The organism is Pseudodesulfovibrio nedwellii, from assembly GCF_027923765.1.
Lineage (GTDB): Bacteria > Desulfobacterota > Desulfovibrionia > Desulfovibrionales > Desulfovibrionaceae > Pseudodesulfovibrio > Pseudodesulfovibrio nedwellii.
This window is the reverse complement of record NZ_AP026709.1, coordinates 1,888,481-1,913,232: the sequence shown is the minus strand read 5'-3', so window position 1 is coordinate 1,913,232 and position 24,752 is coordinate 1,888,481. Positions and strand designations below refer to the sequence as shown.

Genomic DNA, 24,752 nt, shown 5'->3' with positions numbered 1-24,752 from the left:
CCCCGTCATTTTGTGATGGTGGCAATCGTGCCCTGCGGGAGGCCGTACGTGGCGACAGGACAAGGCAGGAAGTATGATTCAGCGAAAAATGATGTTGATGACAATGACTTTAGTGTTGGGAGTTGTGTGTGCGGTTGGAATTGTGCCGAGCGCAAGAGCTGATGACAGTGCCCCCCGTATGGAAGTGGAGCAACTGGTAGAAATGATTGACTCCGATGAATTGGTGATCGTTGATGTCCGTCGTGGTCGGGACTGGGACGAAAGTGAGTTCATGATTAAGAATGCTGTCCGTAAACCGCATGATGATACTTCATGGATGGCAGATATGCCTAAAGATAAGACGATTGTCCTTTATTGCGCCTGATACAATGAATACACCAGCGCCCGGGCGGCGCAGGCATTGATCAAGGCTGGCTATAAGAACGTCTATGCTCTTAAAGGTGGATGGGCTGCGTGGGAAAAAAAAGAATATCCGACACAATTGAAATGACAAATTGATGAGAATAAAAAAGCCGCCTTCCAAATGGAGGGCGGCTTTTATCGTTTGGATTTAATATTATCCCAGATACGGATTGAAATATCCGTATTCGATCCAGGGGAGGGCCTTTTTAAGCCGTTTCTTGAAGTTCATGAAGCCCATGCTTGGGGAATGACCGAAGGGTTTCATTAACCGCATGTAAAGGTCAGGATCGAGGTTGAGGTTGCGTAATTGAACGAAGTCGTATTTGCATGACTCGCCCAGTTCGACCAATGCGTCGAATTCTTCCTCGGTATCGGTAATGCCAGGGAAGAAAAGAAGGTTCAATGACACGAACATGCCGACCTCATGGGCCTTGGCAATGGTTTCACGGACATCTTCAAAGGTATAGCCCTTGGGACGGTAGTATGCCTCATATGGGCCTTTACGCGCTGAATTCAGGCTGACACGTATAGAGTTCACGCCAGCTATCTTGAGGGCAGGAATAACCATGTGGCGTGAACCGTTGGTGTTCACGTTGACGGTACCGGAGCCTCCGTCAGAGCGGTATTCCTTGATTGCATCACAGATAAGTTCGGCTTCAGTGAGGGGTTCTCCTTCGCAACCCTGCCCAAAGGAGAAGATGGGGCGGCGTTCACGGGATTCGTGGCGGCGCATGACTTGCACGATTTCTTTGGCCGTGGGCGTGAAACTGATTCGGCATTGCGGGGATGGGAAACCGGAATCTTCGGGTTGCTTGGAAATGCAGCCAACGCATTGGGCGTTACATGACTGTGCCGTGGGCAGAGGGCATTCAAAGCGGCCTAGCGCAAGGTTTTTGGCTGCAGGGCAACCGCTGGTCAAGGCGCACCCCGCCAGATGGTTGACCAATCTGTTTTCCGGCATTTCTGAAATAAGTTGATGAGCTCCGGCTTCCACACGATCTGGTGGAATGTGTTTGAACACTTGTCGTTTGTCGTCGTCTACCTTTTTGGCGCAGACCCAGAACTTGCCGTCAGCAAATCCAATGCCGCCATATGACAGCAAAGGCAGTATTGGCGCATCATCGTCTAAGTCATAGGCCGCAACGCCGGTGAGCGTGTGACCCGGACAAGCAAATGCGGCCACGGCCAGTTCTTCCATGACTTCGGCTTGTCCCGTTTCCGGGTTATAGCCCATGGCGTGACGACCGGGCAGCATGAAGAATTCGGATTCTGCGGGGAGCGGGGTGATTTCATCAGGTCTTGGCAGGCCGAATTCGTCGCCTCGACGGATCATGAGTAAAAGATCCGGATGGTCGAATATTTCACCTTCCGGAGTCGCAAACAGCATCTTTGGCTGTGGTTTTTTCTTGGATGACATAATGGAGGCATCCTAATGGCAAACACCGGGATTGGGCAAGGGACGAATCCATATTATAATATTGCTGGGTTTTCCCCTGTTCTACAAACCTTTGAAATGTGATATCAGGCAAGGTAGAGAGGAAAGATAATAATGCATAATTATTCCCTAAAATATTCATGTATAGCTATGGGCTCGATTGCACTGCTACTGGTTTTGTCGGCGATTACCGCCTCAGCACTCATGCCGCCAGGAGTGTATGCGAAGGCTTCAAGAGAGTCGAAAATTAAAGCCATTGCTACCATAGTCGATGTGAAAACGGTTCTTGTAGGCGAGCGATATACGTCCAAGGATGTTACATTTACACTTGAGTACGCACTTGAAGCTGGTGTCCTCGATACCTTCGTTGGTAAATGTAAGTCTGTGGATACGGAACCTCAGCGAACGAATGCCTTGGTGGGTGGCGATACGTATTATTACCCCGAAGTTGGGGACCGTGTGTTTGTCACTATAGAAGACGATGGTGGTCTTATAACCTCCATGACGTCGATGACACCGGAATTGGATCAGGTAGTGCGCGAGGAACCTGAACGACTCGTATACGGCGTTACCCAAGTCGGAATTTTGAAAAAGGACGGGAGTGGGGTTGAGCCTGTGCTTCGTGACAAAAAAGCGCTTGTTGAGTGATCGTTCGATTTTGGTTTTTTTTATAGGAAGCATGAGCAGAGATGGTATCTCTGCTCTTTTTTTGTCCAAAACGTAAATCGGGTAGATGCCTAGTGGACACCCATGGTGGGTGTGCGTTGTCGAGAGGTGGGATTTTGAATGAGGTTAAGTGTGAGGCCACGCGAAAAAGTCGGCACCCAATGGGTACCGACTTTTGATAGTCTTGTATTCCGATTCTCGGCTAACGCTTGGAGAACTGGAAGCTAGGCGCGTTTTGGACGAGAGCACCGCATCTGCTGCGTTGCTGCGGACTCGCAGTGGACAAGCCACAGCTTCGTCCTTGCGCCTTGCCGTTGCGGCACTCTCGTCCAAAACGTAAATCGGGTATGGTGTCCAGTGGACACCCGTTGAGGGTGTGTGTTGTCGAGAAGGGGGGAGAGATAAAAAATGGATGGAATCGATGTGTAAGTCCACGCGAAAAGGTCGGCACCCAATGGGTACCGACCTTTGATAGTCTTTGTATTCCGATTCTCGGCTTAACGCTTGGAGAACTGGAAGCTGGCGCGGGCGCCGCGGAGACCGTACTTTTTACGCTCTTTCTTACGAGCATCGCGGGTCAGGAGACCGGCGGGCTTCAGAATGGTGCGCAGTTCAGGGTCGATCTCGCAGAGGGCGCGGGAAATGCCGTGGCGCAGTGCCTCGGCCTGACCGGATACGCCGCCACCGGAGCAGTTGGCTTTGATGTCGTACTTGTCGAGCATCTTGACCAGCTTCAGGGGCTGCTGAACAACCATTTGCAGGGTCTTGCGGGGAAAGTAGTCCTCGAAAGGACGACCGTTAACGGTGATCTGCCCTGTACCAGCGTAGAGGCGGGTACGGGAGATGGCGTTTTTTCTTTTACCAGTGCTGTAAGTGAAATCGCTCATGATAATCCCCGATTAAATATCCAAAGGTTTGGGAGCCTGGGCTGCGTGCGGATGCTCGGAACCTGCGTATACCTTCAGCTTCTTGATCTGCTGAGCGGCAATGCGGTTTTTGGGCAGCATGCCTTTGACAGCGGCGGTGATGACGTTCTCAGGCTTGATGGCCAACATCTCGCGGAGGGTCTTTTCTTTCAGACCACCGGGATGATTGGTGTGCTTGTAGTACATCTTTTTGTCCAGCTTCTGGCCAGTGACCTTGATCTTGTCGGCGTTGATGACAATCACGAAGTCGCCCATATCCATGTGGTGGGCAAATTCAGGCTTGTGCTTGCCGCGCAGACGAGTGGTGATCTCGGTGCACAGACGGCCCAGGATCTTGTCCGTGGCGTCGACGATGAACCATTCGCGGTTCGCGTCTTCCGGCTTCGGGCTATATGTCTTCATAAAATTGCTCCTTGCGCAAACTAAGAGGGGGACTTCTACGCATATGAAATGCACATGTCAACCCTCATGCAACGTATTATTTATAATCGCGCGATCAGAAGATGGTGCGCATCTGGGACAATTTGTAACGGGACGTCTCAAACACGCCGGTTCTTCTAACCGGGAGGATGCTTGTGCCATAGATCACGTCAAGTGACAAGTTTTTTCTGCTTTGAGTCGTCAAGGGAGGGAGGCCTCGTTTATTCAAACAACCGTTTTGCGTTGAAGAGAACTGCATGTTACTCTTCTTGAAACCTAAGTGAGGAAAGTCCTATGAAAAAGTTTCTTTTGTGTGCAGTGGTGCTCGTTATGCTCGTCGGTGCTGTAGCTGGTTGCCACCATGAAGTGGAACCTGCTCATGAAGCAAATTTGATTTTGTTGGGTCAATAACAATAATACGTATGAAAAAGAAAAGCCCCTCACATTCAATGATGTGAGGGGCTTTTCTTTATAGGAGCTGTTATTCTGCGATCAGTTCTTTTATTTTGGCAATGGCGTTCGGTATGCCTGCAGCGTTTGAGCCGCCTGCACGAGCCAGATCGGGACGGCCTCCGCCGCCACCGCCGACTTCGCCTGCTACCTGTTTGATCAGGTTGCCAGCCTTGAACCGGTTATGCAGGTCTTTAGTCACTGCAAGTGCGACCGAGACCTTACCTTCGTCATGGCCTGCCACGAGGCAGATGACACCGGAATCAATCTTGGAGCGCAAGGCGTCCATCTGTTCCAGCATGACACCCATGTTTGGGGCTTCCAGTTCAACAGCCAGAACTTTTACTCCGTTGATATCTTCAATTTTGCTCATCATGTCACTGCCCGCGCCGGATGCGAGCTTGGCCTGCAAGGATTTCATCTCCTTGGCCATATCTTTGACTTGCTTTTGGAGGTCCTTGACCTTCTTGGGCAGATCTGCGGGCTGGGCCTTGAGCATGGCTCCGGCTTCGGCAACGGCTTCGCGACGTTCGTTGAGATAAGCTACAGCATTATGGCCTGTCGCAGCCTCAATGCGGCGGATACCTGCGGCCACTCCGGCCTCGGCAGTAATGATAAATGTTCCGGCAATGCCGGTATTATCCAGATGTGTGCCTCCACAGAATTCCATGGATACGCCAGGAACTTCGATGATGGATACGGTGTCGCCGTATTTCTCGCCGAACAGGGCGGTTGCGCCCTTGGTCTGAGCTTCTTTGATGCTCATAACTGAGCGGTCTACCGGAATGGCGTCGAGAATGTTTTGGTTTACGATGGCTTCCACTTCAGCGAGTTCGTCATGAGACAGCCCTTTGATGTGCGTGAAGTCAAAGCGCAGACGATCCGGGCCGACTAGTGAACCGGCCTGCTTTGCATGGTCGCCCAGAACTTTTTGCAGGGCGGCATGGAGCAGGTGAGTTACCGTGTGGTTACGCATGGTGGCCAAACGTTGGGAGCGATCAACGTTAAAGAACGCTGTGTCGCCCGTGGAAAATGTCCCTTCTGTTACTGTTACCCTGTGAGCGGTCAGTTTTTGCGAAGGTTTCACGGTTTCGAGAACGTCAGCCTTGCCGCCGGAAGCAGCAATGGAGCCAGTGTCTCCGGTCTGGCCGCCGGATTCACCGTAGAACGGCGTGGACTTCGCGACTATCCAGCCGGACGAGCCATCGGGCAGAGTGTCGACAATTTTGCCATTAAGAGTGAGCAGGTAGGCGATGTCAGACTGGTCAGCCATGGTTTCGTAGCCGGAGAATTCAGAGGTCACTTCCTGTTCCAGGAGTGTCTGGAAGGTGGAAGCGATGTCTTTTTCGCCGGAGCCTTTCCATGCGGCTTTGGAGCGTTTTTTTTGCTCCTGCATGAATTTGTCGAATTCGGTTTCATCAACGCCCATGCCATGCTGTTCTGCGATGTCGCGTACGATGTCGATGGGGAAGCCGTACGTGTCGTAAAGTTTGAAAGTGGTCTCGCCGGGAACGATGGAGGCCTTGACTTTTTTCAGTTCAGCCAGTTCCTCTTCGAGCATTTCAAGGCCTTTGTCCAAGGTATTGGCAAAGCCCTCTTCTTCACCTTTGACTACTTCGATCATGAAGTCGCGGGTTTCTTCCAGTTCCTTGTAGTGTCCGCCCATGTCGTCAACGACTTTGGAAGCGGTTTTCCACAGGAAGGAGCCCTTAAGGCCCATGAGTTTGCCGAAGCGATAGGCACGGCGAATGAGACGGCGCAAAATATATCCACGTCCTTCATTGGACGGGAGAACCTGATCCGGGATCAAGAAGGCAATGGCGCGTGAGTGGTCGGCAATGACCTGAAGCGCGGTGTCGATCTCTTCGGACTGGCGGTATTTCACACCAGCAAGATCAGCGGTGTACTGGATGATGGACTGGAACAGGTCGGTCTCATAGTTCGAGGCTACGCCCTGTGCCACAGCAGCGATACGCTCAAGGCCCATGCCTGTGTCGATGGACGGGCGGGGCAGATCGGTGCGAGTGCCGTCTTCGGCTTGATCGTATTGCATGAACACGAGGTTCCATATTTCCAGATAGCGGTCACAGTCACATTTGCCGATACCGCAATTCGGACCGCAGCCAACTTCTTCGCCTTGGTCAAAGTGGACTTCGGAGCAGGGACCGCAGGGGCCGGTGTCGCCCATGGACCAGAAGTTATCCTTTTCGCCCAGTTTGAAAATACGCTCTTCAGGGACACCTGCGATTTTCTTCCAAAGTTCGCCTGCTTCGTCGTCATCTTTATATATAGTAATATAGAGGCGTTCTTTGTCGAGCTTCAGTTCTTCGGTGAGGAATTCCCAACAGAACTTGATGGCGTCTTCCTTGAAGTAATCGCCAAAGGAGAAGTTGCCGAGCATTTCGAAAAATGTGTGGTGGCGTGCGGTGCGACCCACGTTCTCCAAGTCGTTGTGCTTGCCGCCCACGCGCAGACATTTCTGCGAAGTGGTAGCGCGGTTGTAGTCACGTTTTTCCTGGCCCAGAAAAAGTTTCTTGAACTGGACCATGCCTGCATTGGTGAAGAGCAGGCTCGGGTCGTCTTTGGGGGTCAGCGGTGAAGACTCCACTATGGCGTGGCTGTTCTTCTCGAAGTATTCAAGGAACCGTTGACGGATTTCGTTGGCTTTCATCTCGCAAATTCTCCAAAAAATGATTTCCAGTTAAAAACGCCTCGAGACACGGACCCGAGGCGTTTTATCTGGGCTAAAAACATTTTATTTGCCGGCGTCTCCGGCTTCTTCGACTTCGTCTCGGTACCCGAGATGAGTCATCAGTTTCTCTTCAATGGATGCGGCCATGTCAGGATTGTCTTCTAACAATTGACGAACGTTTTCTTTGCCCTGGCCGAGTTTCTCAGAACCATAGGCGAACCAGGAGCCGGATTTTTCGATGATGCCGTGCTCCACGCCCATGTCGATAAGTTCGCCCGTACGGCTGATACCCTGGCCGTACAAGACGTCTACCAAAGCCTGACGGAAGGGCGGGGCGACCTTGTTTTTGACGACCTTGATGCGGGCGCGGATGCCATACGCCTCGTCCTTGTCCTTCAGGGTCTGGATGCGGCGGATGTCGAGACGGCAGGAGGCGTAGAATTTGAGTGCGTTGCCGCCGGAAGTCGTCTCCGGGTTGCCGTAGCCGGTCATGCCGATCTTCATGCGAATCTGGTTGATGAAGATGACCACACAGTTGGATTTGTGAATGGTGCCGGTCAACTTTCTGAGCGCGTGGGACATGAGCCGTGCCTGACCGCCGACCTGTGTCTCACCCATCTGCCCTTCGAGTTCGGCCTGGGGAATGAGTGCGGCAACGGAGTCGATAACCACGACGTCAATTGCGCTGGAACGGACGAGCAAGTCTGCGATTTCAAGAGCCTGTTCGCCGTAGTCGGGCTGGGAAATGAGTAGATCGTCTGTCAGGACTCCCAGTCGTTTCGCATAGCCGGGATCGAGGGCATGCTCGGCGTCAATAAACGCGGCATTACCACCGGCTTTTTGGGCTTGAGCAATAATATGCAGAGCCAGTGTGGTTTTACCCGATGATTCCGGGCCGTAAATTTCTATAACGCGACCGCGTGGTACGCCACCAATACCCAGCGCTATATCCAGGCCGATGGAGCCGGTCGGGATGGCAGGGATGGAGTGGGACGCTTCGCCGTCCATACGCATGATCGAACCTTTGCCGAACTTGCGTTCAATGGTAGTCAGAGCAGTGCCGAGCGCCTCTTTGCGCAGGACATCAGGATCAACGGCTTTTCGAGCCATATATTTATCCTCCGGGATTTTCAGGCGGCAACAATTGAGCAACATGTTCAAATACCAGATACGCGTGTGGTGGGCAACAATCATATATATGGTAAAAAAGGGGTGCGTTAATAGTTACTTGCTGCGTTAAATCGGGATGATATGAGAAGGTTGATCGTTTTGTGTTTTCTTGAACGAAAAGGTGTGGCGAGTAGGGGATCGTAAAATTCTTGCCCTTGTCACCGATCTAACATAGTGGTCGCTTCCATGGCGGATATGAATAAACACTATGACGCGCTTGCGTTGTTGTCCGGTGGCCTGGATTCGATTCTGGCTATACGGACCGTGATGGACCAGGGTTTGACAGTGCTCGGTTTGCACTTTGTCACACCTTTTTTTGGCAAACCGGAATTGATTCCTTTTTGGAAAGAACACTACGGTATCGATGCCGTGGAAGTCGATATCCGGCAACACTATGTAAACATGATGCTGGATGGTCCTTCTCAGGGGTACGGCAAGTGGCTCAATCCGTGTATTGATTGTAAAATTACCATGCTTTCACACGCTGTGAAGCTGTTGCCTGAATATGAGGCTAAATTTCTTATTTCCGGTGAGGTGGTGGGCCAGCGGCCTATGAGTCAGCGGGCAGATGCCCTCAATCTCATCACTAAACGGGCGCATGTCCGGGACGTTTTGCTTCGGCCTTTGAGCGCGAAGAATCTGAATCCTACCCCTATGGAAGAGTCTGGTCTGGTAGACCGTGAACGTCTCCTTGACTGGTCCGGGCGTGGTCGCAAGCCGCAGTATGCTTTGGCCGAACAGTATGGATTTACCGAAATTCCCACCCCCGGTGGCGGGTGTTGTTTGACCGAGGCTTCCGGGGCCGGCCGGTTCGTCAAATTGTTCATGCACCGTGAGCGTCCGTCTGCCACTGATTTCTCTCTGGCCCGTGCTGGTCGTCAGTATTGGGCCGGAACCCATTGGTTGACTTTTGGCCGCACTGCAGAAGACAATTTGCAGATCGAATCTTGTATTGAGCCTGCTGACTATGTGTTTAAAGTGGAAAATTTTCCAGGTCCGCTTGCTGTAGGTCGTCCTGTGGCAGGAGATTGGAGTACGGAGGCTGTGCATGATGCGGCCGCGCTTATGGCTTCCTATTCCGGTAAGGCCCGGAAGCATTTTGAAGCTACAGGTGAAAAGATCGGTGTTACGGTCAAACGTGGAACATCCTTTGAAAGTGTGAAGATTGCCCCGACCCGCGAAAATGTTTTTGAGTGGGCCGAACCCAAGCCCGAAATCGTGAAGGAATGGAAAAAGTCACAGGCTGATTCCGAAGCCTAGCTTGCTCCATTCATTCGCATAGCATATATATATTTAATGACTATAGACATCATCACCTTTTGCGCTGCCGCAGTTCTACTCTGGTTTGGCGCCAACTGGATCGTGACTTCGGCCGCCCTTATCGCCCGTAAATACAACGTGTCCGAACTGGTTATCGGACTGACAATTGTCGCACTCGGTACTTCGGCGCCGGAATTTCTCGTGACCATGAATGCCGCTTTCCGTGGGCACAACGACATTTCCCTGTCCAATGTGGTGGGGTCCAATATTTTTAATCTTGGTTTTATCCTCGGTCTTATGGCCATGATAAAGCCGTTGGTATCCAACAGGACCGTTGTCTATCGCGATGGCCTACTGTTGTTTTTGACCACCGCAGGCATTCTCGCCGTGTCATTTGTGGGCGAGCTTGGACGTTGGTTTGGCGCCGGGTTGATGGCTTTGCTCATCAGCTATCTTGTTTATCTTGGCATGAATCGCGAATCTCCGGGTGAAGATGAGTTGGAAGAGCTCAAGGACCGGACTGTGAAATGGCTGGATTATGTGTTGCTTATCGGCGGGTTCGCGGCCATCGCTATGGGCGGCCATCTCATGGTGTCTGCGGCCACATCCATTGCCACAACGCTTGGTGTCTCTTCCTGGGTTATCGGGGTGACCATTGTCGCCGCCGGAACCAGTCTGCCTGAGCTTGTCACCTGTCTTGCCGCCTCAGTCAAAGGCAAGAATGAGATGCTGCTTGGTAATCTCATTGGGTCCGATTTTTTTAACTTTGCCGGAGTGCTTGGCCTGACTTGCCTACTCAAGCCGTTGCCTGTTTCTCCAGAGGCATCCAGTGGCCTTATCGTGCTGGTGGGCATGGTTGGATTGGTCTTGATTTTGTTGCGCACCGGCTGGCGGGTTTCCCGTTGGGAAGGAGCGCTCCTGATCGCCATCAATCTCGTTCGTTGGGCACGCGACTTCATGGCGTAATGCTTTGTTACTCGGCTTGCGATAGCGGGCCATCTGCACATTTTTCGGGCTTTGTTTAATCCTCACCGTAGCTAGGCTACGCCTCCGGTTAAACTGCGCCCGAGAAAATGCACATCTGCCCCACTCTCCCAAGCCTCACGGCATCGGGGATACCTTTTTAAAATTCGCGATAACAACCATTTGCGCAGTTGGAAGCGTTATGGTTGTCCTCGCCGTGCTGGGGGTTGTGGCAACCACGCCCCCTTCCACCTCGCATCTACACCACTCTCCCAAGCCTCATGGCGTCGGGGGGGGGGGAGTTTGGACGAGAGAAGTAAAGACGTTTTTAGTTTGATGATACATTTATGATGACCACCTTTGGGTGGTCTTTTTTTTGTGGTTTTAAAGAATGATAATCAAGGTTGTTCCATAGTTATTTGTCACAGACTTGCCATTCCTCGGTGACAGTTCCTCCTCAATGCAACACGGATTCGTAACTTTTTGGGGGTAGTTATGAATCCAACATAAAAACACTGCGTCCTGAGGAGGTCGAACAATGATTATTATGGGAAAAAGTTTTGCAAAATGTGCACTGGTGCTCATTTTGGCCGTCACGTTCATGGTTGGTGGACAAGTCAAGTCTGCCGATGCAAAAGCAAAAACAGCTAAATACGTATTTCTCTTTGTCGGTGACGGCATGGGGTTGCCTCAACGTGCCGCGACTGCTGCCTATACTGGTAAAAAGCTGGCTATTGATGCCATGCCTGCGCAGGGCATCACCACGACTTTTGCTGCCAATCGTTTCATTACCGGTTCCGCTGCATCGGCCACGTCTTTGGCTTCCGGTATCAAAACCAACATCAACTATATTGGCGTGGACCCGGATTTTAAGCCGGTCAAGACCATTGCTGAAATGGCCAAGGAGCAGGGCAAGAAGGTCGGCATCGTTTCTTCCGTGTCCATTGATCACGCTACCCCGGCTGCTTTCTATGCTCACGTTAAGACCCGCAAAATGTATCATGAAATCGATGTGGCCCTTGCCAAGTCCGGTTTCGATTTCTTTGCCGGTGGTGGTTTGAAAGACCCCGCAGGGAAGAAGTCCAAGGCTCCGCAGGGTGATGCCCTCAAGATTGCCAAAGACAATGGGTACACCATCATTAATAACAAGAAAGACTTCATGGCCATCAAGCCCGGTGACGGGAAAATTCTGGCTTGGAACGAATGGCTGCAGGATGGCAAAGCGCTTCCCTATGTCATGGATATGACCGAGAAGGATATCACCCTGCCTGAGTTTACGTCCAAGGCCATTGAAATGCTCGACAATGACAAGGGCTTTTTCCTGATGGTTGAAGGTGGAAAAATCGACTGGGCGTGTCATGCAAACGACGCCACCGCGTCCATTTTGAACACCATCTCCTTTGACGAATCCGTACAAAAGGCACTGGCTTTCTATAAAAAACACCCGAAAGACACTTTGATTGTTGTGACCGGTGACCACGAGTGCGGCGGGCTGACCCTTGGCTTTGCCGGAACCAAGTATGGTTCCCATTTTGAAATTCTGGGTCAGCAGAAAGTCTCCTTCCAGAAATTCACAGACGAAATCTTTGCCGATTTCAAAAAGAAGGGTGGTAACTTCGAAGCCATGAAGCCTGTCATCACCAAAAACTTCGGCCTGAAGTTTTCCGGCGATCCCAAGAAGGACGCTTTGGCTTTGGCAGATTTTCAGATTGCCGAGATCAAGACTGCCTTTGATCGTTCAATGGCAGGCAAGGAAAAGGCCAGTGGTTCGGAATACATCATGTACGGCGAATATGAGCCTATTGCAGTAGCTATCACCCATGTGCTCAACCAGAAAGCCGGCCTTGGCTGGACTTCTTACAAGCACACGGGCGTGCCGGTTTCCACTTCTGCCATCGGCGTTGGTTCCGCTTCCTTTAATGGCAGCTATGACAACGTTGATATCGCCACTAAGATCATGTCTCTCATGGGCCTGAAGGCCAAGCCGCAGTATGTGAATTCCGGCAAGATGCAGATGGCTGCCAACTAGATCAAACTCTCGACATTTACGGGTGGATCGACACGTTCGGTCCGCCCGTTTTTTTCAAGGAAAGCATGTATTCTCCCAGCAAAAAATCTCGTGATTGGTTACTCATCGGCATTTTTACCATCCTTGCCACGGCCTTGTATTTTGTCCCGACGGGTTTTGAGAAAAACAAGGATGAGGATGCTGTTCGCTGCACTGCCGAAGTGGTGGGCGTGGACAACGAAAATATTCAGGAACTTGGCATGATCCGTACAGGCGAGCAGAGCGTGACTTTGCGTATGCTCGACGGTCCTTATTCAGGACAGGAGTTTGACGGGTTGAATCAGCTTCTCGGTCAGATGGATCGAGACAAGGACTTTCGGGTCGGTGACACTGCCTATGTCGTTCTGACCATTGGCGAGGACGGCGAAGTCATCTTTGTCAATCCGCAAGCACATTATCGATTGGGTCTGGAATTGCTCCTGCTTGGCTTGTTTGCCGGATTATTGATACTTTTTGGCGGAATGACAGGCCTGAAGGCACTGCTTTCATTTATCTTTACCGGCATGACCATCTGGAAAGTACTCGTGCCGCTTTTGCTCAAGGGAACTGATCCGGTTTGGCTCGCTCTGTGCGTAGTAGCCCTGCTCAGTGGCGTGATCATTTTTATGGTAGCGGGTCTCAACCGTACAGGATTGACCGCGTTTATCGGGACGCTTCTTGGCGTGATTTCCAGTTGTGCGTTGGCTGCCTATTTTACGAGTAAATTTCATGTGCACGGGGCCGTGATGCCTTTTGCCGAAACCCTGCTGTATGCGGGGTACGGTCATTTGGACCTGACACGTATTTTTATGGCCGGAGTGTTTTTGGCTTCAAGTGGTGCGGTCATGGACCTTGCTATGGATGTGGCCGCCTCCATGGGGGAGGTCGTGTCCAAGAAACCCGGGATTTCGAGGGTGGAGGCTGTTTGGTCTGGTATCCGCGTGGGGCGGGCTGTTGTCGGCACCATGACCACCACGTTGCTGCTCGCCTATTCCGGTGGATATGTGACATTGCTTATGGCATTTATGGCTCAGGGTATTCCGCTGGGGTCCACGTTCAATTTTGTGTATGTGGCTGCCGAGGTGCTTAAGACATTGGTGGGTAGCTTTGGACTGGTTACGGTAGCCCCGTTCACGGCTGTCGTGGGTGGTATGCTTTTAGTGGGTAAAGAAGACCGAGGTGGATTGAACCATTGACGAATGCGTTTGTATAGGCGACACCATGGGTGAATACTAATCGTGCAAGGAGTCTCAATGCTTTCAGTTCTCGGTAATATCATCTGGTGGGTCATCGGTGGCCTTTTCATGGCTTTGGGCTGGTTTCTGGCCGGATGTTTGATGGCCATTTCCATTATCGGACTGCCTTGGGCGCGGTCTGCTTTCGTTATCGCAAAATTTGCTTTGATTCCCTTTGGACGCACGCTTATTCGGCGCGATATCGTGACCGGTGAAAAGGATGTAGGCACCTCGGATTGGGGAATGCTCGGCAACATTATCTGGTTCATTTTTGCTGGTTGGTGGTTGTGCATCGGTCATATCATGGCCTCGCTTGGTTGTTTCATCACCATTATTGGTATTCCATGGGGATGGCAGCATCTCAAGCTTGCGGGCGCCACTCTGGCTCCTATTGGAATGACATCCGTGACCGTGGAAGATGCGGAGCGGTTGTACGGCGTCAGAAAGTAATCAAAAACGTTTGTGCAAAGTGGTGCACCCCTCTTGCCAGAGGGCGAAAACCTGCTTACATATGCACCAGTCGCCGGGATTATCCCGGCTATTATCTGATATTAATTCGGAGGAATTTAATGGCTCAATATCCCAGCATGCAACAAACCGGCTCCCGTGCCGAAGTTGTCAATGCCTTCATGCGTGGTGTCTACGGCTGGATGAGCGCAGGCCTTGGCCTGACCGCTTTGGTCGCCTTTGCCGTTACCCAGTCTCAGACTCTTATGCAGATGTTTTTCGTTGTTGACCCCGCCACCGGTGCCGTGGGCATGTCGACTCTGGTCTTTATTTTGCTTTTTGCCGAACTGGGCATTGTCTTTTATCTGGGCGCGAAAATCAGGACCATGGCTCCGGCCACGGCCACTGCTTTGTTCATGCTTTATTCCGGCCTGAACGGGTTGACCTTGACCCCGATTCTGCTCGCGTATACCGCTGAATCCGTGGCTTCCACGTTTGTTATCACCGCTGGCATGTTTGGTACCATGTCCATCTACGGACTTGTCACCAAAAAGGATCTGACCAGCTGGGGCAGCCTGTTGTTCATGGGGCTGATCGGTATCGTTATTGCCATGGTCGTGAATATGTTTCTGCAGAGTTCCGCTATGGCGTTCGCTATTTCGGTTATCGGTGTGATCATCTTCCTTGGCCTGACCGCTTATGACACGCAGAAGCTCAAGACCATGGGCGAGACTGTCCCGATGAATGATTCTGCAGCCATTCGGCGTGGTACCATCCTCGGTGCTCTGACCCTGTATCTGGACTTCATCAACCTGTTCCTGATGTTGCTCAGACTTTTGGGGAACCGCGAGTAATTTCATACAGTCTTCTTGAAAACCAAATGAGGCCGCATCCGTTCAATCGGGTGCGGCCTTTTTTGCGTATGTTATTCGACGTGTCGTATGGTGATGGATGGAACGGTTAGATGAACTGGTCTGCTGAGGTTCCATCGTTTTAACTCGTAATCACTGAATATAAATCGCCCTGTTTCCGCTATGACAGGTTCTATGTCGGAGGCTCTTTCTCCTTCCAAAATGCGTTTAACCAGTTTTGCAGCCTCCCATCCCTGGGGGTCTGCGGCAAGAACCAACCCACCGAGAGCCTTGTCTTTCCCAATGGAAAAATCCCAAAAGCCAAAAACCGGGATAGGGCTGTTGGCAGAAGTCCACCGGATTACGTTTTCATCAGGCACGTGGTTTCCATCCTCGTCGACGATGGTGTGATAGAGTCCGACAATCATGGCGTTATATCCATGATCTTTGGCGGAAAGAACGGCTTCACGCCAATCTTTTAGCGTGTCTATAAGCCGGATGTTAGTCTCTGTACCAGCGAATCTGAGATTCTGTTGGTTGTCGAAGACCGAGTCGAGCGAGGCATAAGCAGTGGTGCTGTTGTCGTAGAGGACCAGACATTTTTTAAGGCCTCCGTGAAGTATGTCCTGGATGAAAACGATTGAACGTTTGAAGAGCGGGCGCTCAAGGACACCTGTCACCTGATGGTCAAGAACGTGGTAGTCGCGGGGATTTGCATTGATGCCGAGATACACAATTGGAATATGCAAATCCGAAATACGTTTTCCAAGAAGTTTGAGGGCATCGTCATCTGTTATGACGACGACTTTGGGCTTAATGGTTTTGAGTTCTTGGATGGCACGATCTCTGGCCGTTTTGAATTCGCTTCGAGGAATTCTTTTGGTGTTCAGGTCGAAGAATGAGAGAGAAGCGACATTCTTGAGCCCCCGTTTCAGTGCTGCGTTGTGCTCTGCAACCCATTGAAAATCTTTATGGTAGCTGTTGATGACGAAAACACGAGGCATGTCGGCAATGGCTGAAGTGGTCATGAGAAGTAAAGCGATGATGTATATGCAGATTATTTTGAGCATGTGCGGCCTTTTTTGCTTTTTGTCATCCTTTTGCTAATTCTGTTTTTTATATACGTAAGATGGCTCTGTTGTCATAGTATAATTCTGGCGTTGGCTTCTTTTGGCCTGTTCACTTGCGCCTTGCCACGGGTAACAGAGGGACGTATGATTCACCCTGTGCTTTTTTATATTTTTATGGAGTATCATGTCTGAATCAGTGACTGAATTACAGAATATTCTTGCTCCCGTGCTCAAGCCTTTTGGCTGGGTGTACGGCGGAGTTATGCGTATACGTGAAACGCTGTTTCATCGTGGTTTTATGCGGAGATGGGAACCTTCGGTGCCGACTGTTTCCGTGGGCAACATAGGCTGGGGTGGCACGGGCAAGACCCCAGTGGCCGATTGGCTTCTTGGCTGGGCTGAACGGCATGGATTGCAAAGTGTCTTGCTCACGAGAGGCTACGGAGCGCGTCCTACGTCGCTTCCATATCACGTGCAGTCTGGGGCCTTGGCCGAGGAATCGGGTGATGAACCGCTCATGCTGGCCCGTTCCAATGAAAAAGCACGTATTATGGTGGATCCTAATCGCATTCGGGCTGGGAAAGCCGCTATGGAGCGGTTCAATCCTGATTTTGTTATTTTGGACGACGGTTTTCAGCATATGGCGGTCAAACGGCATTGCAATCTTGTTTTGCTTAAGCCGGAAGACCTGATGGAAGGCTGGAATCGTGTTATCCCTGCCGGATCGTGGCGCGAACCAGAGTCAGCCCTCGCCCGAGCCGATGCGTTTATGATCAAGATCGGTCCTTTGGGATTTGAAGCTCTCACGCCGTTCATCGACCGACATCTGAGTCAGTTTTTCAAGCCGGTTTTCAGCTTTCAGATAATGCCTACGGGCGTGCGCCATTTGCTGGGCGGTGATTCGGCGCGTGACTTTGATAAAGGACAATACTTGCTTGTGTCAGGCGTTGGTGACCCTGAGCAAGTCAAGCATACGGCTACGGGATATTTTGGATATCCGCCGTTGCAGCATATGATTTTCAAGGACCATCATCCGTACTCGAAGAAAGATGCGCTTGAGATATCCACCAAGGCTCGCCAGGCAGGATGTAAGGCTGTCTTGTGTACACCTAAGGATGCGGTCAAACTCGGGCCGTTGTGCACCGAGGAGTTTTGGGAGTTTGATCTCCATTTGGAGTTTGGTCCATCCACTCTTGGCGATGATACCGACTTTGAAGCATGGTGGAATCGACGGTTTGAAATTATTGACGCGCGGCTCAAAGATAAGGCCCGCATATAGGAGGCTGTCATGCCTAAAAAAAAACGCAATCAGCCTCGTCCAAGCACGCCGCCTTTGTATGCGGGTGTTATTCTCAAGCTGTTTAAAGAAGTGCAACGCCCCATGTCGCGAGCTGAGGTTATTCGTCAGCTTAGGCTCAAGAAGAGGGATAAGCATATCATCAAGGATCTGCTCAAGGATCTTGTGCGGCAAGGTAAGCTTATTCGTATTCGACGTGGATATGGTTTGGCTGAGTCCATGCATTGTATTACCGGGCGGCTGGAAATCCAGCGGCAGGGGTTTGGCTTCGTGATACCGGAAGACTCCCGGCGCAAGGATGTTTTCATCAATCAGCGGGATATTGGTGAGGCGTGGCACGGTGATAGTGTTGTCGTGTCAGTGCTCGGCGAGCCAAAAAAAGGCCGTAATGCCGAGGGCCGTATTGTTCGTATTTTGGAGCGGGGGCGCAAAACCCTGCCTGCAAAAGTCATCAAGAAGATGGGCGACGAGTGGCTGTGTCGGCCCAGCGACCCCAAGCTGGCGTTTGGGATTATTTGCACCCTCAAGGAAGAGTCCCTCGAATTGAAACCCGGTGATATTGTTATTTGTGTCCCCGGTGAAAAGATGGACCCGACAATGTGGCAGGGCGAAATCACGGAGCTTCTAGGCTCGGAAGTCGATATTGCGGTGCAGGAAGCGTTGGTCAAGTCCAATCACAATATCCGTACCCGATTTCCCTCTGGCTCCGAGAGTCAGGCAGAAGGCTTGCCCTGTGAGCCGTCTGAAAAGGATTTCGTTGGGCGTCGCGACCTTACAGAGAAGCAATTTGTGACCATTGATGGCGCAACAGCCCGTGATTTTGATGATGCCGTTTTGGTAGAGCGACTGGACAAGGGTTATCGTTTGTGGGTCGCCATCGCGGACGTGGCCCATTATGTGGCTGAAGGAACGCCTTTGGACAAGGAAGCCCTTGAGCGCGGCAATTCCTATTATTTCCCCCGGTCTGTTGTACCCATGTTCCCTGAGCGGTTGTCCAATGGCCTTTGTTCGTTGAATCCCGATGTAAAAAGGCTGACCATGGTCGTGTGCATGGACACAGATGAATCCGGTAGGACTCGTTCCGCCTCGTTTTGTCAGGCTGTCATCAAGAGTCATGCGCGACTGACATATACTCAGGTAAAACAGGCAATTCTTGACCGTGATGAAGACGCGCGGCGAAAAATTGAACCAGTGGTACCCATGTTGGAATTGGCCGAAGAACTGGCTCGAAAGATTAATAAACTACGGAGTCAACGCGGTTCCCTTGATTTTGATTTGCCAGAACCGGAAGTCTTTTTTGATGCTGCTGGCGAGGTGTCGGAAATCCGACCCAAACAACGTTCTTTTGCTAATCAGCTTATTGAGGAATTCATGGTCGCGGCAAACGAGGCCGTGGCGCATCATCTTATTGAGCGGGGTTTGCCGTGCCTGTTCCGTATTCATCCACATGCCGATGAAGGGAAATTGCAAAATCTGTTTCGCATGCTTTCCCGCACAGACAAAAGTGTTGTCATGCCCAAGGAGATAACGCCTAAAAAACTTCAGATGCTCGTGGCATCCATGCGTGGCACAGACAAGGAATATGTGGTCAACCGCATGTTGCTTCGTTCGATGAAACAGGCCAAGTATTCTCCGGAAAATGAGGGCCATTTCGGCTTGGCGAGTGAGGAATACGCACATTTTACATCGCCGATTCGCCGGTATGCTGATCTTGTTGTCCATCGTTTGCTCAAGACGGCTATCAGCCTCGACAGTGATTCCGCAGTCAAGATTCCCATTTCCGGCCAGAAAAAATTGCAAAATATAGCGAACCATATCTCCAGTCGCGAACGTATCGCCATGGACGCCGAACGCGAAATACTCAAACGAGTGACTGTGCTGTTTATGCGGGACAAGGTTGGGCAATCTTTTAATGGGGTTGTTTCTCACATCACGGACTTCGGGTTTTACGTGGAGTTGAAAGATGTCATGGCCGAAGGACTTATTCGTCTTTCCTCCATGGACGATGATTATTACACGTATTGGTCTCAGCGGGAAATACTTGTTGGCGAACGGTCAGGTCGAGCCTTTGCCCTTGGACAGCCTGTGGAGGTCGTGCTCGATGAGGTTCATCTGGAACGTCTGGAACTCAATTTCAGCCTTAAATCCGTGGAGGCCGCAGCCGTGGATTATAAGGATTTGATTGAATAGAGCGTTTCTTAAACTTTCAGAAGGCATTTGTTCTTTTGTTTTTGTATTCAGACGGGCCCATTTGCTACAGATTATATTTTTGGTTGACGCATAAGTTTATTTTGACTAAACACTATTCTCATAGAGCAACACTATATATTAACTAAGGCGCAACAATGACGAACGGATTCGAAGCTTTTTTCAAGAGGCTGTGTTCGGAAACAGAAATTAGAAATCAATCGCAGCTTGCCCGTGAATTGAACGTGGGGCGGGCCGCGGTATCCCTTGCCAAAAAGAAAGAATCCATCCCTGCACGATGGATACTTGATCTGTCTGCCCGGTTTGGATTGAATCCGCTCTGGTTGGAAAAAGGCAAGGGTTATCCTCGTTCCGAGGCAGCCGTCGCAGCAGTTGAAGAGGACGGCGCCTCCTATGAGGAAGTGCCCAAGGTACGCGCTCGGTTGTGTGCCGGTGGCGGGTCGTTTGAAACCGATGGAATGGTTGAAGGGTATTACTCTTTTCGTTCTGATTGGTTGAAAAGCCGGGGGAATCCGGCCAATATGGTCCTCATGGAAGTCATCGGTAACTCCATGGAGCCGGAGATTAAGGAAGGGGATATGGTTCTTATTGACCAAGCTCGTTCCGATGTGCTTTCCGGTGGTATCTACGCCGTTGGTGTCGAGGATACTGTCATGGTCAAACGGGTGGAGCGACTGCCCGGTACTTTGGTTCTCCGGAGTGACAATGTGGATTATTCTCCTATCCATCTATCGGGTGACGAATTGAATAATGTTCGCGTCATCGGGCAGGTTCTGTGGGCATCCAGAGAATATCGCTAGTTCTGATTTTTTATAAAACATCAAAATCCCCGTAACGAAAATTCGTTGCGGGGATTTTTTATTTATCTGATATTGTTAATCAAAATGTATAGCATAGGTGTTGTCTTGTAAAAGCCAACAAAATGTAAAATTATAGTTGACAAAATGGGTAGAGGCTGTTTATTAAAAAGCCACGTTGAGTCGAAAAGAACAACAAACGCGTCAAGGCGCGATGTTTCAAGGAGAGAGTCATGCAGGAACGTTTTTGCAAGTGCGGTCACAGGCTGATGGTTCAATACACTCTTGATGGTTTTATTCCCTGGGAAGCGGTTATCGTTGAAGATGACGTAATCGTATCCCCCGTCAAGGTTTGTCCTTGTTGCGGGAGTTATCTCTCCATTCATTTCCTTCGATAATTTTTGATATTTCCGACAGACTCCCGAACCCTGCGGGCTTGTTTGTCCATCCCTGTTGAATGAGGGCCATGCGTGACTCCCCGGAACGTGTGGTCCTCGTTTTTCATTCGGAAAACGGAGCCATGTCGCAAGGGAGGGGGCTGAGCTTTTATTGCCGCAGAGATTTTGGGCTGGGAAGATTAATGACTTCGGTCCTGTTGCGGCCAGATTCTTTGGCTTGATAGAGGGCACTATCAGCCGCCTGAAGCAGGTGCTCGGGGGAAGATTCACAGGTTGGAATCCCGGATGCCACACCGATTGAGACGGTAACATTGGAGCCAACAGTGGAATCTGGATGTCCAAGAGCTGTTTTTGCGAGGTTCTCGTGGATGTTGTCCGCCACGGCTTTGGCACCTTTATATCCGGTATTAGGAAGAATGATGGCAAATTCTTCGCCGCCGTACCGAGCGACCAGATCGCCTGGGCGATGCACTGCATTTTGAAGAGCTTTGGCAACGGCGTAAAGACAACCATCTCCGTTCACATGACCGAGTGCATCATTGTATTGTTTGAAATGATCAATATCGATCATCAACAACCCTAGCGGTTGATCCTCACGTCCATTGCGGACCCATTCGCAAACAAGGGCGTCATCAAAACATCGTCGATTAGCCAGTTCCGTCAGTCCGTCTTGATTAGACATGCGCTCCAATTTACGAGCCAGTTGTTCAAGTTCCCGTTCGCGCATCATTCGTTTGATCATTTCTCGCCGTAATTGCAGAGCGGATCGGACTCGTGCTCGAAGTTCCGTCTTGCCAAGTGGTTTGACAATGTAGTCGGATGCACCTGCTGCAAAGGCCTGGTCAAGGTTCGCTGTGCCGTCATCTTTGGTGATTGCGATGATGGGAATATCTTGAAATTCGTTATGAGATTTTATGGACAATATGGCGGCTATGCCATTGGTGGCGGCGATATCAAGGTCGAGAAGGACGAGGTCTATGGGGACTTCTATTTTGGCGGCTAATGAAAGCGAGTCGAGAGCCTCTTCCAGTGTCGTGACAGCGGAGAGATCCCGGTACCCTGCACCGTGAAGGATTGCAGTAAGTTGGTCCACCGTAGACGGTGAATCATCGACAATGAGAATTTTCATAGCTCATTTTTGTCTAGCAAATATCCAGACTTTTGGCGAGTCAGTAAATGTGACATGAATACAAATAGTTGGTATAATCTTAAGCGAATGGCTGAGGTGCTACAAGATGCTTTATTCTCCGCTGTAATCGGGGATTAGTTTTTGTGGTGATAATCTTTGTTATTATTTTGCAAAAAAGAATTGTGCAGTGTATCTTCTTCGGTAAGGGGATATTACTGTTATATAAGTATTGACCACTTACGTCCGGAGGCTCGATGACTCGGCTGAAATCTGGTGTTCTCATTATTCTTTTCACGCTCACACTCTCTCTTATCCCGTGCATGGCCCATGCGAATGGCAGTGGTGCATTTATCGCTGTCTATAATTCTGGTCGGGCACTGGTCCGAGAAACACGTGTTGTTACGCTCCCGGAAGGCCCTGCCGCTGTTGTGTTTACCGATATCCCTACCACTTTAGAGCCTGCATCGGTTCGGGCAGCGGCTGACGGGATGACGGTTAATGACGTTGAATACAGCTACCATCCAATCACAGCTGGGAATCTTCTCGATGCCTATGTCGGCAAGGAATTGTCAGTGATTCTTCCTGATCCGTCAGATGCAAATGCGCGCATTTTACGACAGGCCACGTTGCTTTCCAATAAGGGACAGCCTGTTTTTTCTGTGGGTAATGAGGTGTATGTGGGTAATTTTGAAGCAGTGCTTCTGCCAAAACTCCCCAAGGATTTTGATACGGAACCGACATTGACCTTGACCACACAGAACGTTGCAGAAGGAAAGAAGAATGTTTCCTTGAGTTATCTTATGGGTGGGGTGAATTGGCACGCGGATTATACCATGACTTTGAGTAAGTCCGGTACAATGGCCGATTTGGATGCGTGGGCTACGGTGACAAACGCTTCTGGGCGTGCATTTAAAAGCGCTGATGTTCGATTGGTTGCTGGTGATGTTCAACGCGCACCTGCTCCCAGAATGGCCCGTAACAAGGGCGTTATGGCTATGGAGTCCGCGTCTATGGACGGTGCGGGGGGCTATGCCTCGGAAGAATCTTTTTCTCAATATCACGTATATTCAGTTGGCCGGTATATTTCGTTGCCATCTCAAGGGTCCAAACAGGTTGGTTTGTTTTCTGCGGTTGATCTTCCTGTGCAGCAGGAATTGACAAGTCGTTTTCATAGTGGCCCCGGTCAGCGAAATGGCAAGGTTTCACAACCTGTCGAGTTGGCGTTGTCTTTTGAAAACACCGAGGTCGGCAAACTTGGTCGTCCTATGCCTGGCGGGGTGGTTCGTGTTTTTATGCCCACTATGGACGGTACACAGCTGTTGGCTGGGGAGACGCGTCTTAACCACACAGCGGTCGGGAATGAAGTTCGTCTTGTGCTTGGCCGCTCTTTTGATGTGAAGGTTGAGCGTACACAGACGCATTTTAAAAAAGTGGGGAAGAACGCCTTTGAAATAGGTTGGAAAATTACAGTCAAGAACGGCAAGTCTACGCCGCAGGATCTGACATTGCGTGAATCCTTTCCGGGTTCATGGAAAATATTGTCTGCTGATGTTGAATACACCGAGGCCGACTCGGGATCCATTGAATTTGCGCTCACGTCGCTGTTGCCTTCCAAGGGTACGGAAGGAAAATCCATCAATTACACGGTTAGGATTGATTATTAGAGGGGATGGCTTATGCCGGATATCACGTCTGTTGCATTGAAAACGCTTAAGGATTTCTATGATCTTATGGCCGCTACCCGGACGGTGCGGTTCAAGACTGTGGCATCACTTCTGGATGGCAACTGTGTGGTGGACGAGGCCGCGGCATCCTTGAGTCATGCGTTGGAATCTTTGGAAGCCGTTCCTGAAGAGGATGGGAAAAAGATTTTGTCGTTGGATGGGACGCGGACCATTGCGCTTGATATGGAGTATGAAATCAATGAAATGCGGAAGGATATTTTTTATTTGGAAGAGGGGGAGGAAACTTTTTTGGAGTTTCTTTCGGACTTTCACTCCGGATTTGATGAATACGTGCAGGCTGGTCGGGAGTTGCTTCACGGGCTTGATTTCAACGCGTTTATCACTGATCGCGACGGAACTATCAACAATTATTGTGCACGGTATCTGACGTCAATTCAGTCCATTTATAATTCCGTTTTTCTGACACGGTTTGCGCAAAATAATGCTCGTAGGCCGGTAATCCTGACTTCTGCACCACTTGATGGGTTGATTGAAATCAGCGTCAACCCGGAAAGTGAGATGTATTACGCCGCATCCAAGGGACGGGAGTGTCTGGACTTGGAAGGTCGTATTCGCCGGTTACCTATTCCCAGAGCCAAACAAGAGGCCATGGACTGTCTGAATGCGCGTTTAACAGAACTGACAGACCGACCAGAATATCAGAAATTCACCTATATCGGCTCCGGTCTGCAATTTAAATTTGGTCAATCTACCGTGGCTCGGCAGGATATCGGCACGTCGATTAATGCTGCCGAATCAGATGCTTTTTTCAAGATCCTTGAAGTTCTGGTTGCCGAGCTGGACCCGGAGTCGAAAAACTTTCGTATCGAGGATACCGGACTGGATGTGGAGATTATTCTCACTGTGGAAACATCCGGTGATGGTCTCAAGGATTTTGACAAAGGTGACGGTGTAAAATTTCTTAATTCCGAGTTGGATCTCCAGATGTATCGGGGACCGCATCTTATCTGCGGGGATACAGGTTCGGATGTCCCTATGCTGGAAGCCGCTCTGGAACTGACCTCCGACGTCCGAGCTATATACGTCACAAAAAACGAGGAATTGGCCAAACGCATAACCGGGTTGACTCGTGGTGCGTTGATCGTGCCCGAACCGGATATGTTGGTCACCATTTTGGGCACGATGAGCCCTGCTATGCGATAAA

Annotated in this window: 21 protein-coding genes; 14 read left to right on the top strand and 7 right to left on the bottom strand. The window is 50.5% G+C overall.

Annotation, left to right across the window (positions count from 1 at the left end; translation table 11 throughout):
• Positions 1-91: 91 nt before the first annotated feature.
• The gene (locus tag SYK_RS17720) at positions 92-490 is read left to right on the top strand and encodes a rhodanese-related (seleno)protein (protein WP_431194131.1); all 399 of its coding nucleotides are present in this window, start codon (positions 92-94) and stop codon (positions 488-490) included.
• A gap of 66 nt (positions 491-556) precedes the next feature.
• On the opposite strand, the gene SYK_RS08935 is transcribed toward SYK_RS17720, so the two are convergent.
• Positions 557-1,819, bottom strand: a complete 1,263-nt coding sequence (locus tag SYK_RS08935) for a radical SAM family protein (RefSeq protein ID WP_281759916.1) — start codon at positions 1,817-1,819, stop codon at positions 557-559.
• A gap of 168 nt (positions 1,820-1,987) precedes the next feature.
• Here SYK_RS08935 and SYK_RS08930 point away from each other — a divergent pair, with 168 nt between their 5' ends.
• On the top strand, positions 1,988-2,485 hold the full coding sequence (locus tag SYK_RS08930; protein ID WP_281759915.1) for a hypothetical protein: 498 nt from the start codon (positions 1,988-1,990) through the stop codon (positions 2,483-2,485).
• Positions 2,486-3,000: 515 nt separating this feature from the next.
• On the opposite strand, the gene rpsI is transcribed toward SYK_RS08930, so the two are convergent.
• From rpsI to recA, 4 genes are all read right to left on the bottom strand, one after another.
• Positions 3,001-3,390 carry a 30S ribosomal protein S9 gene (gene rpsI / locus SYK_RS08925; protein WP_431194109.1) on the bottom strand — a complete coding sequence of 130 codons (390 nt, stop codon included), beginning with the start codon at positions 3,388-3,390 and terminating at the stop codon, positions 3,001-3,003.
• A gap of 12 nt (positions 3,391-3,402) precedes the next feature.
• Positions 3,403-3,831, bottom strand: a complete 429-nt coding sequence (rplM, locus tag SYK_RS08920) for a 50S ribosomal protein L13 (RefSeq protein WP_281759914.1) — start codon at positions 3,829-3,831, stop codon at positions 3,403-3,405.
• A 499-nt stretch (positions 3,832-4,330) separates the two neighbouring features.
• Positions 4,331-6,970 carry an alanine--tRNA ligase gene (gene alaS, locus SYK_RS08915; RefSeq protein WP_281759913.1) on the bottom strand — a complete coding sequence of 880 codons (2,640 nt, stop codon included), beginning with the start codon at positions 6,968-6,970 and terminating at the stop codon, positions 4,331-4,333.
• 84 nt (positions 6,971-7,054) lie between these two features.
• The gene (recA, locus tag SYK_RS08910; RefSeq protein WP_281759912.1) at positions 7,055-8,101 is read right to left on the bottom strand and encodes a recombinase RecA; all 1,047 of its coding nucleotides are present in this window, start codon (positions 8,099-8,101) and stop codon (positions 7,055-7,057) included.
• Between the two features lie 255 nt (positions 8,102-8,356).
• Between recA and SYK_RS08905 the strand changes: the two genes are divergently transcribed.
• The 6 genes from SYK_RS08905 to SYK_RS08880 all read left to right on the top strand — a co-directional run bounded on the left by SYK_RS08905 (position 8,357) and on the right by SYK_RS08880 (position 14,967).
• On the top strand, positions 8,357-9,421 hold the full coding sequence (locus SYK_RS08905) for a tRNA(5-methylaminomethyl-2-thiouridylate) methyltransferase (protein ID WP_281763255.1): 1,065 nt from the start codon (positions 8,357-8,359) through the stop codon (positions 9,419-9,421).
• Positions 9,422-9,457: 36 nt separating this feature from the next.
• Positions 9,458-10,387, top strand: coding sequence for a calcium/sodium antiporter (locus SYK_RS08900; protein ID WP_281759911.1), 930 nt, complete (start codon positions 9,458-9,460; stop codon positions 10,385-10,387).
• 535 nt (positions 10,388-10,922) lie between these two features.
• Positions 10,923-12,413 (top strand): alkaline phosphatase, encoded by a 1,491-nt coding sequence (locus tag SYK_RS08895; RefSeq protein WP_281759910.1) that lies wholly within the window; start codon positions 10,923-10,925, stop codon positions 12,411-12,413.
• Positions 12,414-12,478: 65 nt separating this feature from the next.
• Entirely contained in the window at positions 12,479-13,627 is a 1,149-nt protein-coding gene (locus tag SYK_RS08890) for a YibE/F family protein (RefSeq protein WP_281759909.1), read from the top strand.
• Positions 13,628-13,684: 57 nt separating this feature from the next.
• Positions 13,685-14,116, top strand: a complete 432-nt coding sequence (locus tag SYK_RS08885; RefSeq protein ID WP_281759908.1) for a YccF domain-containing protein — start codon at positions 13,685-13,687, stop codon at positions 14,114-14,116.
• 119 nt (positions 14,117-14,235) lie between these two features.
• Positions 14,236-14,967, top strand: coding sequence for a Bax inhibitor-1/YccA family protein (locus SYK_RS08880; protein ID WP_281759907.1), 732 nt, complete (start codon positions 14,236-14,238; stop codon positions 14,965-14,967).
• 71 nt (positions 14,968-15,038) lie between these two features.
• Here the strand turns inward: SYK_RS08880 and SYK_RS08875 are convergent, their stop codons facing one another.
• On the bottom strand, positions 15,039-16,034 hold the full coding sequence (locus tag SYK_RS08875; protein WP_281759906.1) for an ABC transporter substrate-binding protein: 996 nt from the start codon (positions 16,032-16,034) through the stop codon (positions 15,039-15,041).
• A gap of 184 nt (positions 16,035-16,218) precedes the next feature.
• Between SYK_RS08875 and lpxK the strand changes: the two genes are divergently transcribed.
• The 4 genes from lpxK to SYK_RS08855 all read left to right on the top strand — a co-directional run bounded on the left by lpxK (position 16,219) and on the right by SYK_RS08855 (position 20,734).
• A complete protein-coding gene (gene lpxK / locus SYK_RS08870) occupies positions 16,219-17,313 on the top strand; it encodes a tetraacyldisaccharide 4'-kinase (protein ID WP_281759905.1) in 1,095 nt (364 codons plus the stop codon).
• Between the two features lie 9 nt (positions 17,314-17,322).
• A complete protein-coding gene (gene rnr, locus SYK_RS08865) occupies positions 17,323-19,521 on the top strand; it encodes a ribonuclease R (RefSeq protein ID WP_281759904.1) in 2,199 nt (732 codons plus the stop codon).
• 155 nt (positions 19,522-19,676) lie between these two features.
• Positions 19,677-20,339 carry a LexA family transcriptional regulator gene (locus SYK_RS08860; RefSeq protein WP_281759903.1) on the top strand — a complete coding sequence of 221 codons (663 nt, stop codon included), beginning with the start codon at positions 19,677-19,679 and terminating at the stop codon, positions 20,337-20,339.
• 230 nt (positions 20,340-20,569) lie between these two features.
• On the top strand, positions 20,570-20,734 hold the full coding sequence (locus tag SYK_RS08855; RefSeq protein WP_281759902.1) for a hypothetical protein: 165 nt from the start codon (positions 20,570-20,572) through the stop codon (positions 20,732-20,734).
• Positions 20,735-20,882: 148 nt separating this feature from the next.
• Here the strand turns inward: SYK_RS08855 and SYK_RS08850 are convergent, their stop codons facing one another.
• Positions 20,883-21,863, bottom strand: coding sequence for a GGDEF domain-containing response regulator (locus SYK_RS08850; RefSeq protein ID WP_281759901.1), 981 nt, complete (start codon positions 21,861-21,863; stop codon positions 20,883-20,885).
• Between the two features lie 254 nt (positions 21,864-22,117).
• On the opposite strand from SYK_RS08850, the gene SYK_RS08845 reads away from it, so the two are divergent.
• Entirely contained in the window at positions 22,118-23,527 is a 1,410-nt protein-coding gene (locus SYK_RS08845) for a DUF4139 domain-containing protein (RefSeq protein WP_281759900.1), read from the top strand.
• Between the two features lie 12 nt (positions 23,528-23,539).
• Positions 23,540-24,751, top strand: a complete 1,212-nt coding sequence (locus tag SYK_RS08840; protein WP_281759899.1) for a trehalose 6-phosphate synthase — start codon at positions 23,540-23,542, stop codon at positions 24,749-24,751.
• Position 24,752 lies beyond the last annotated feature (1 nt).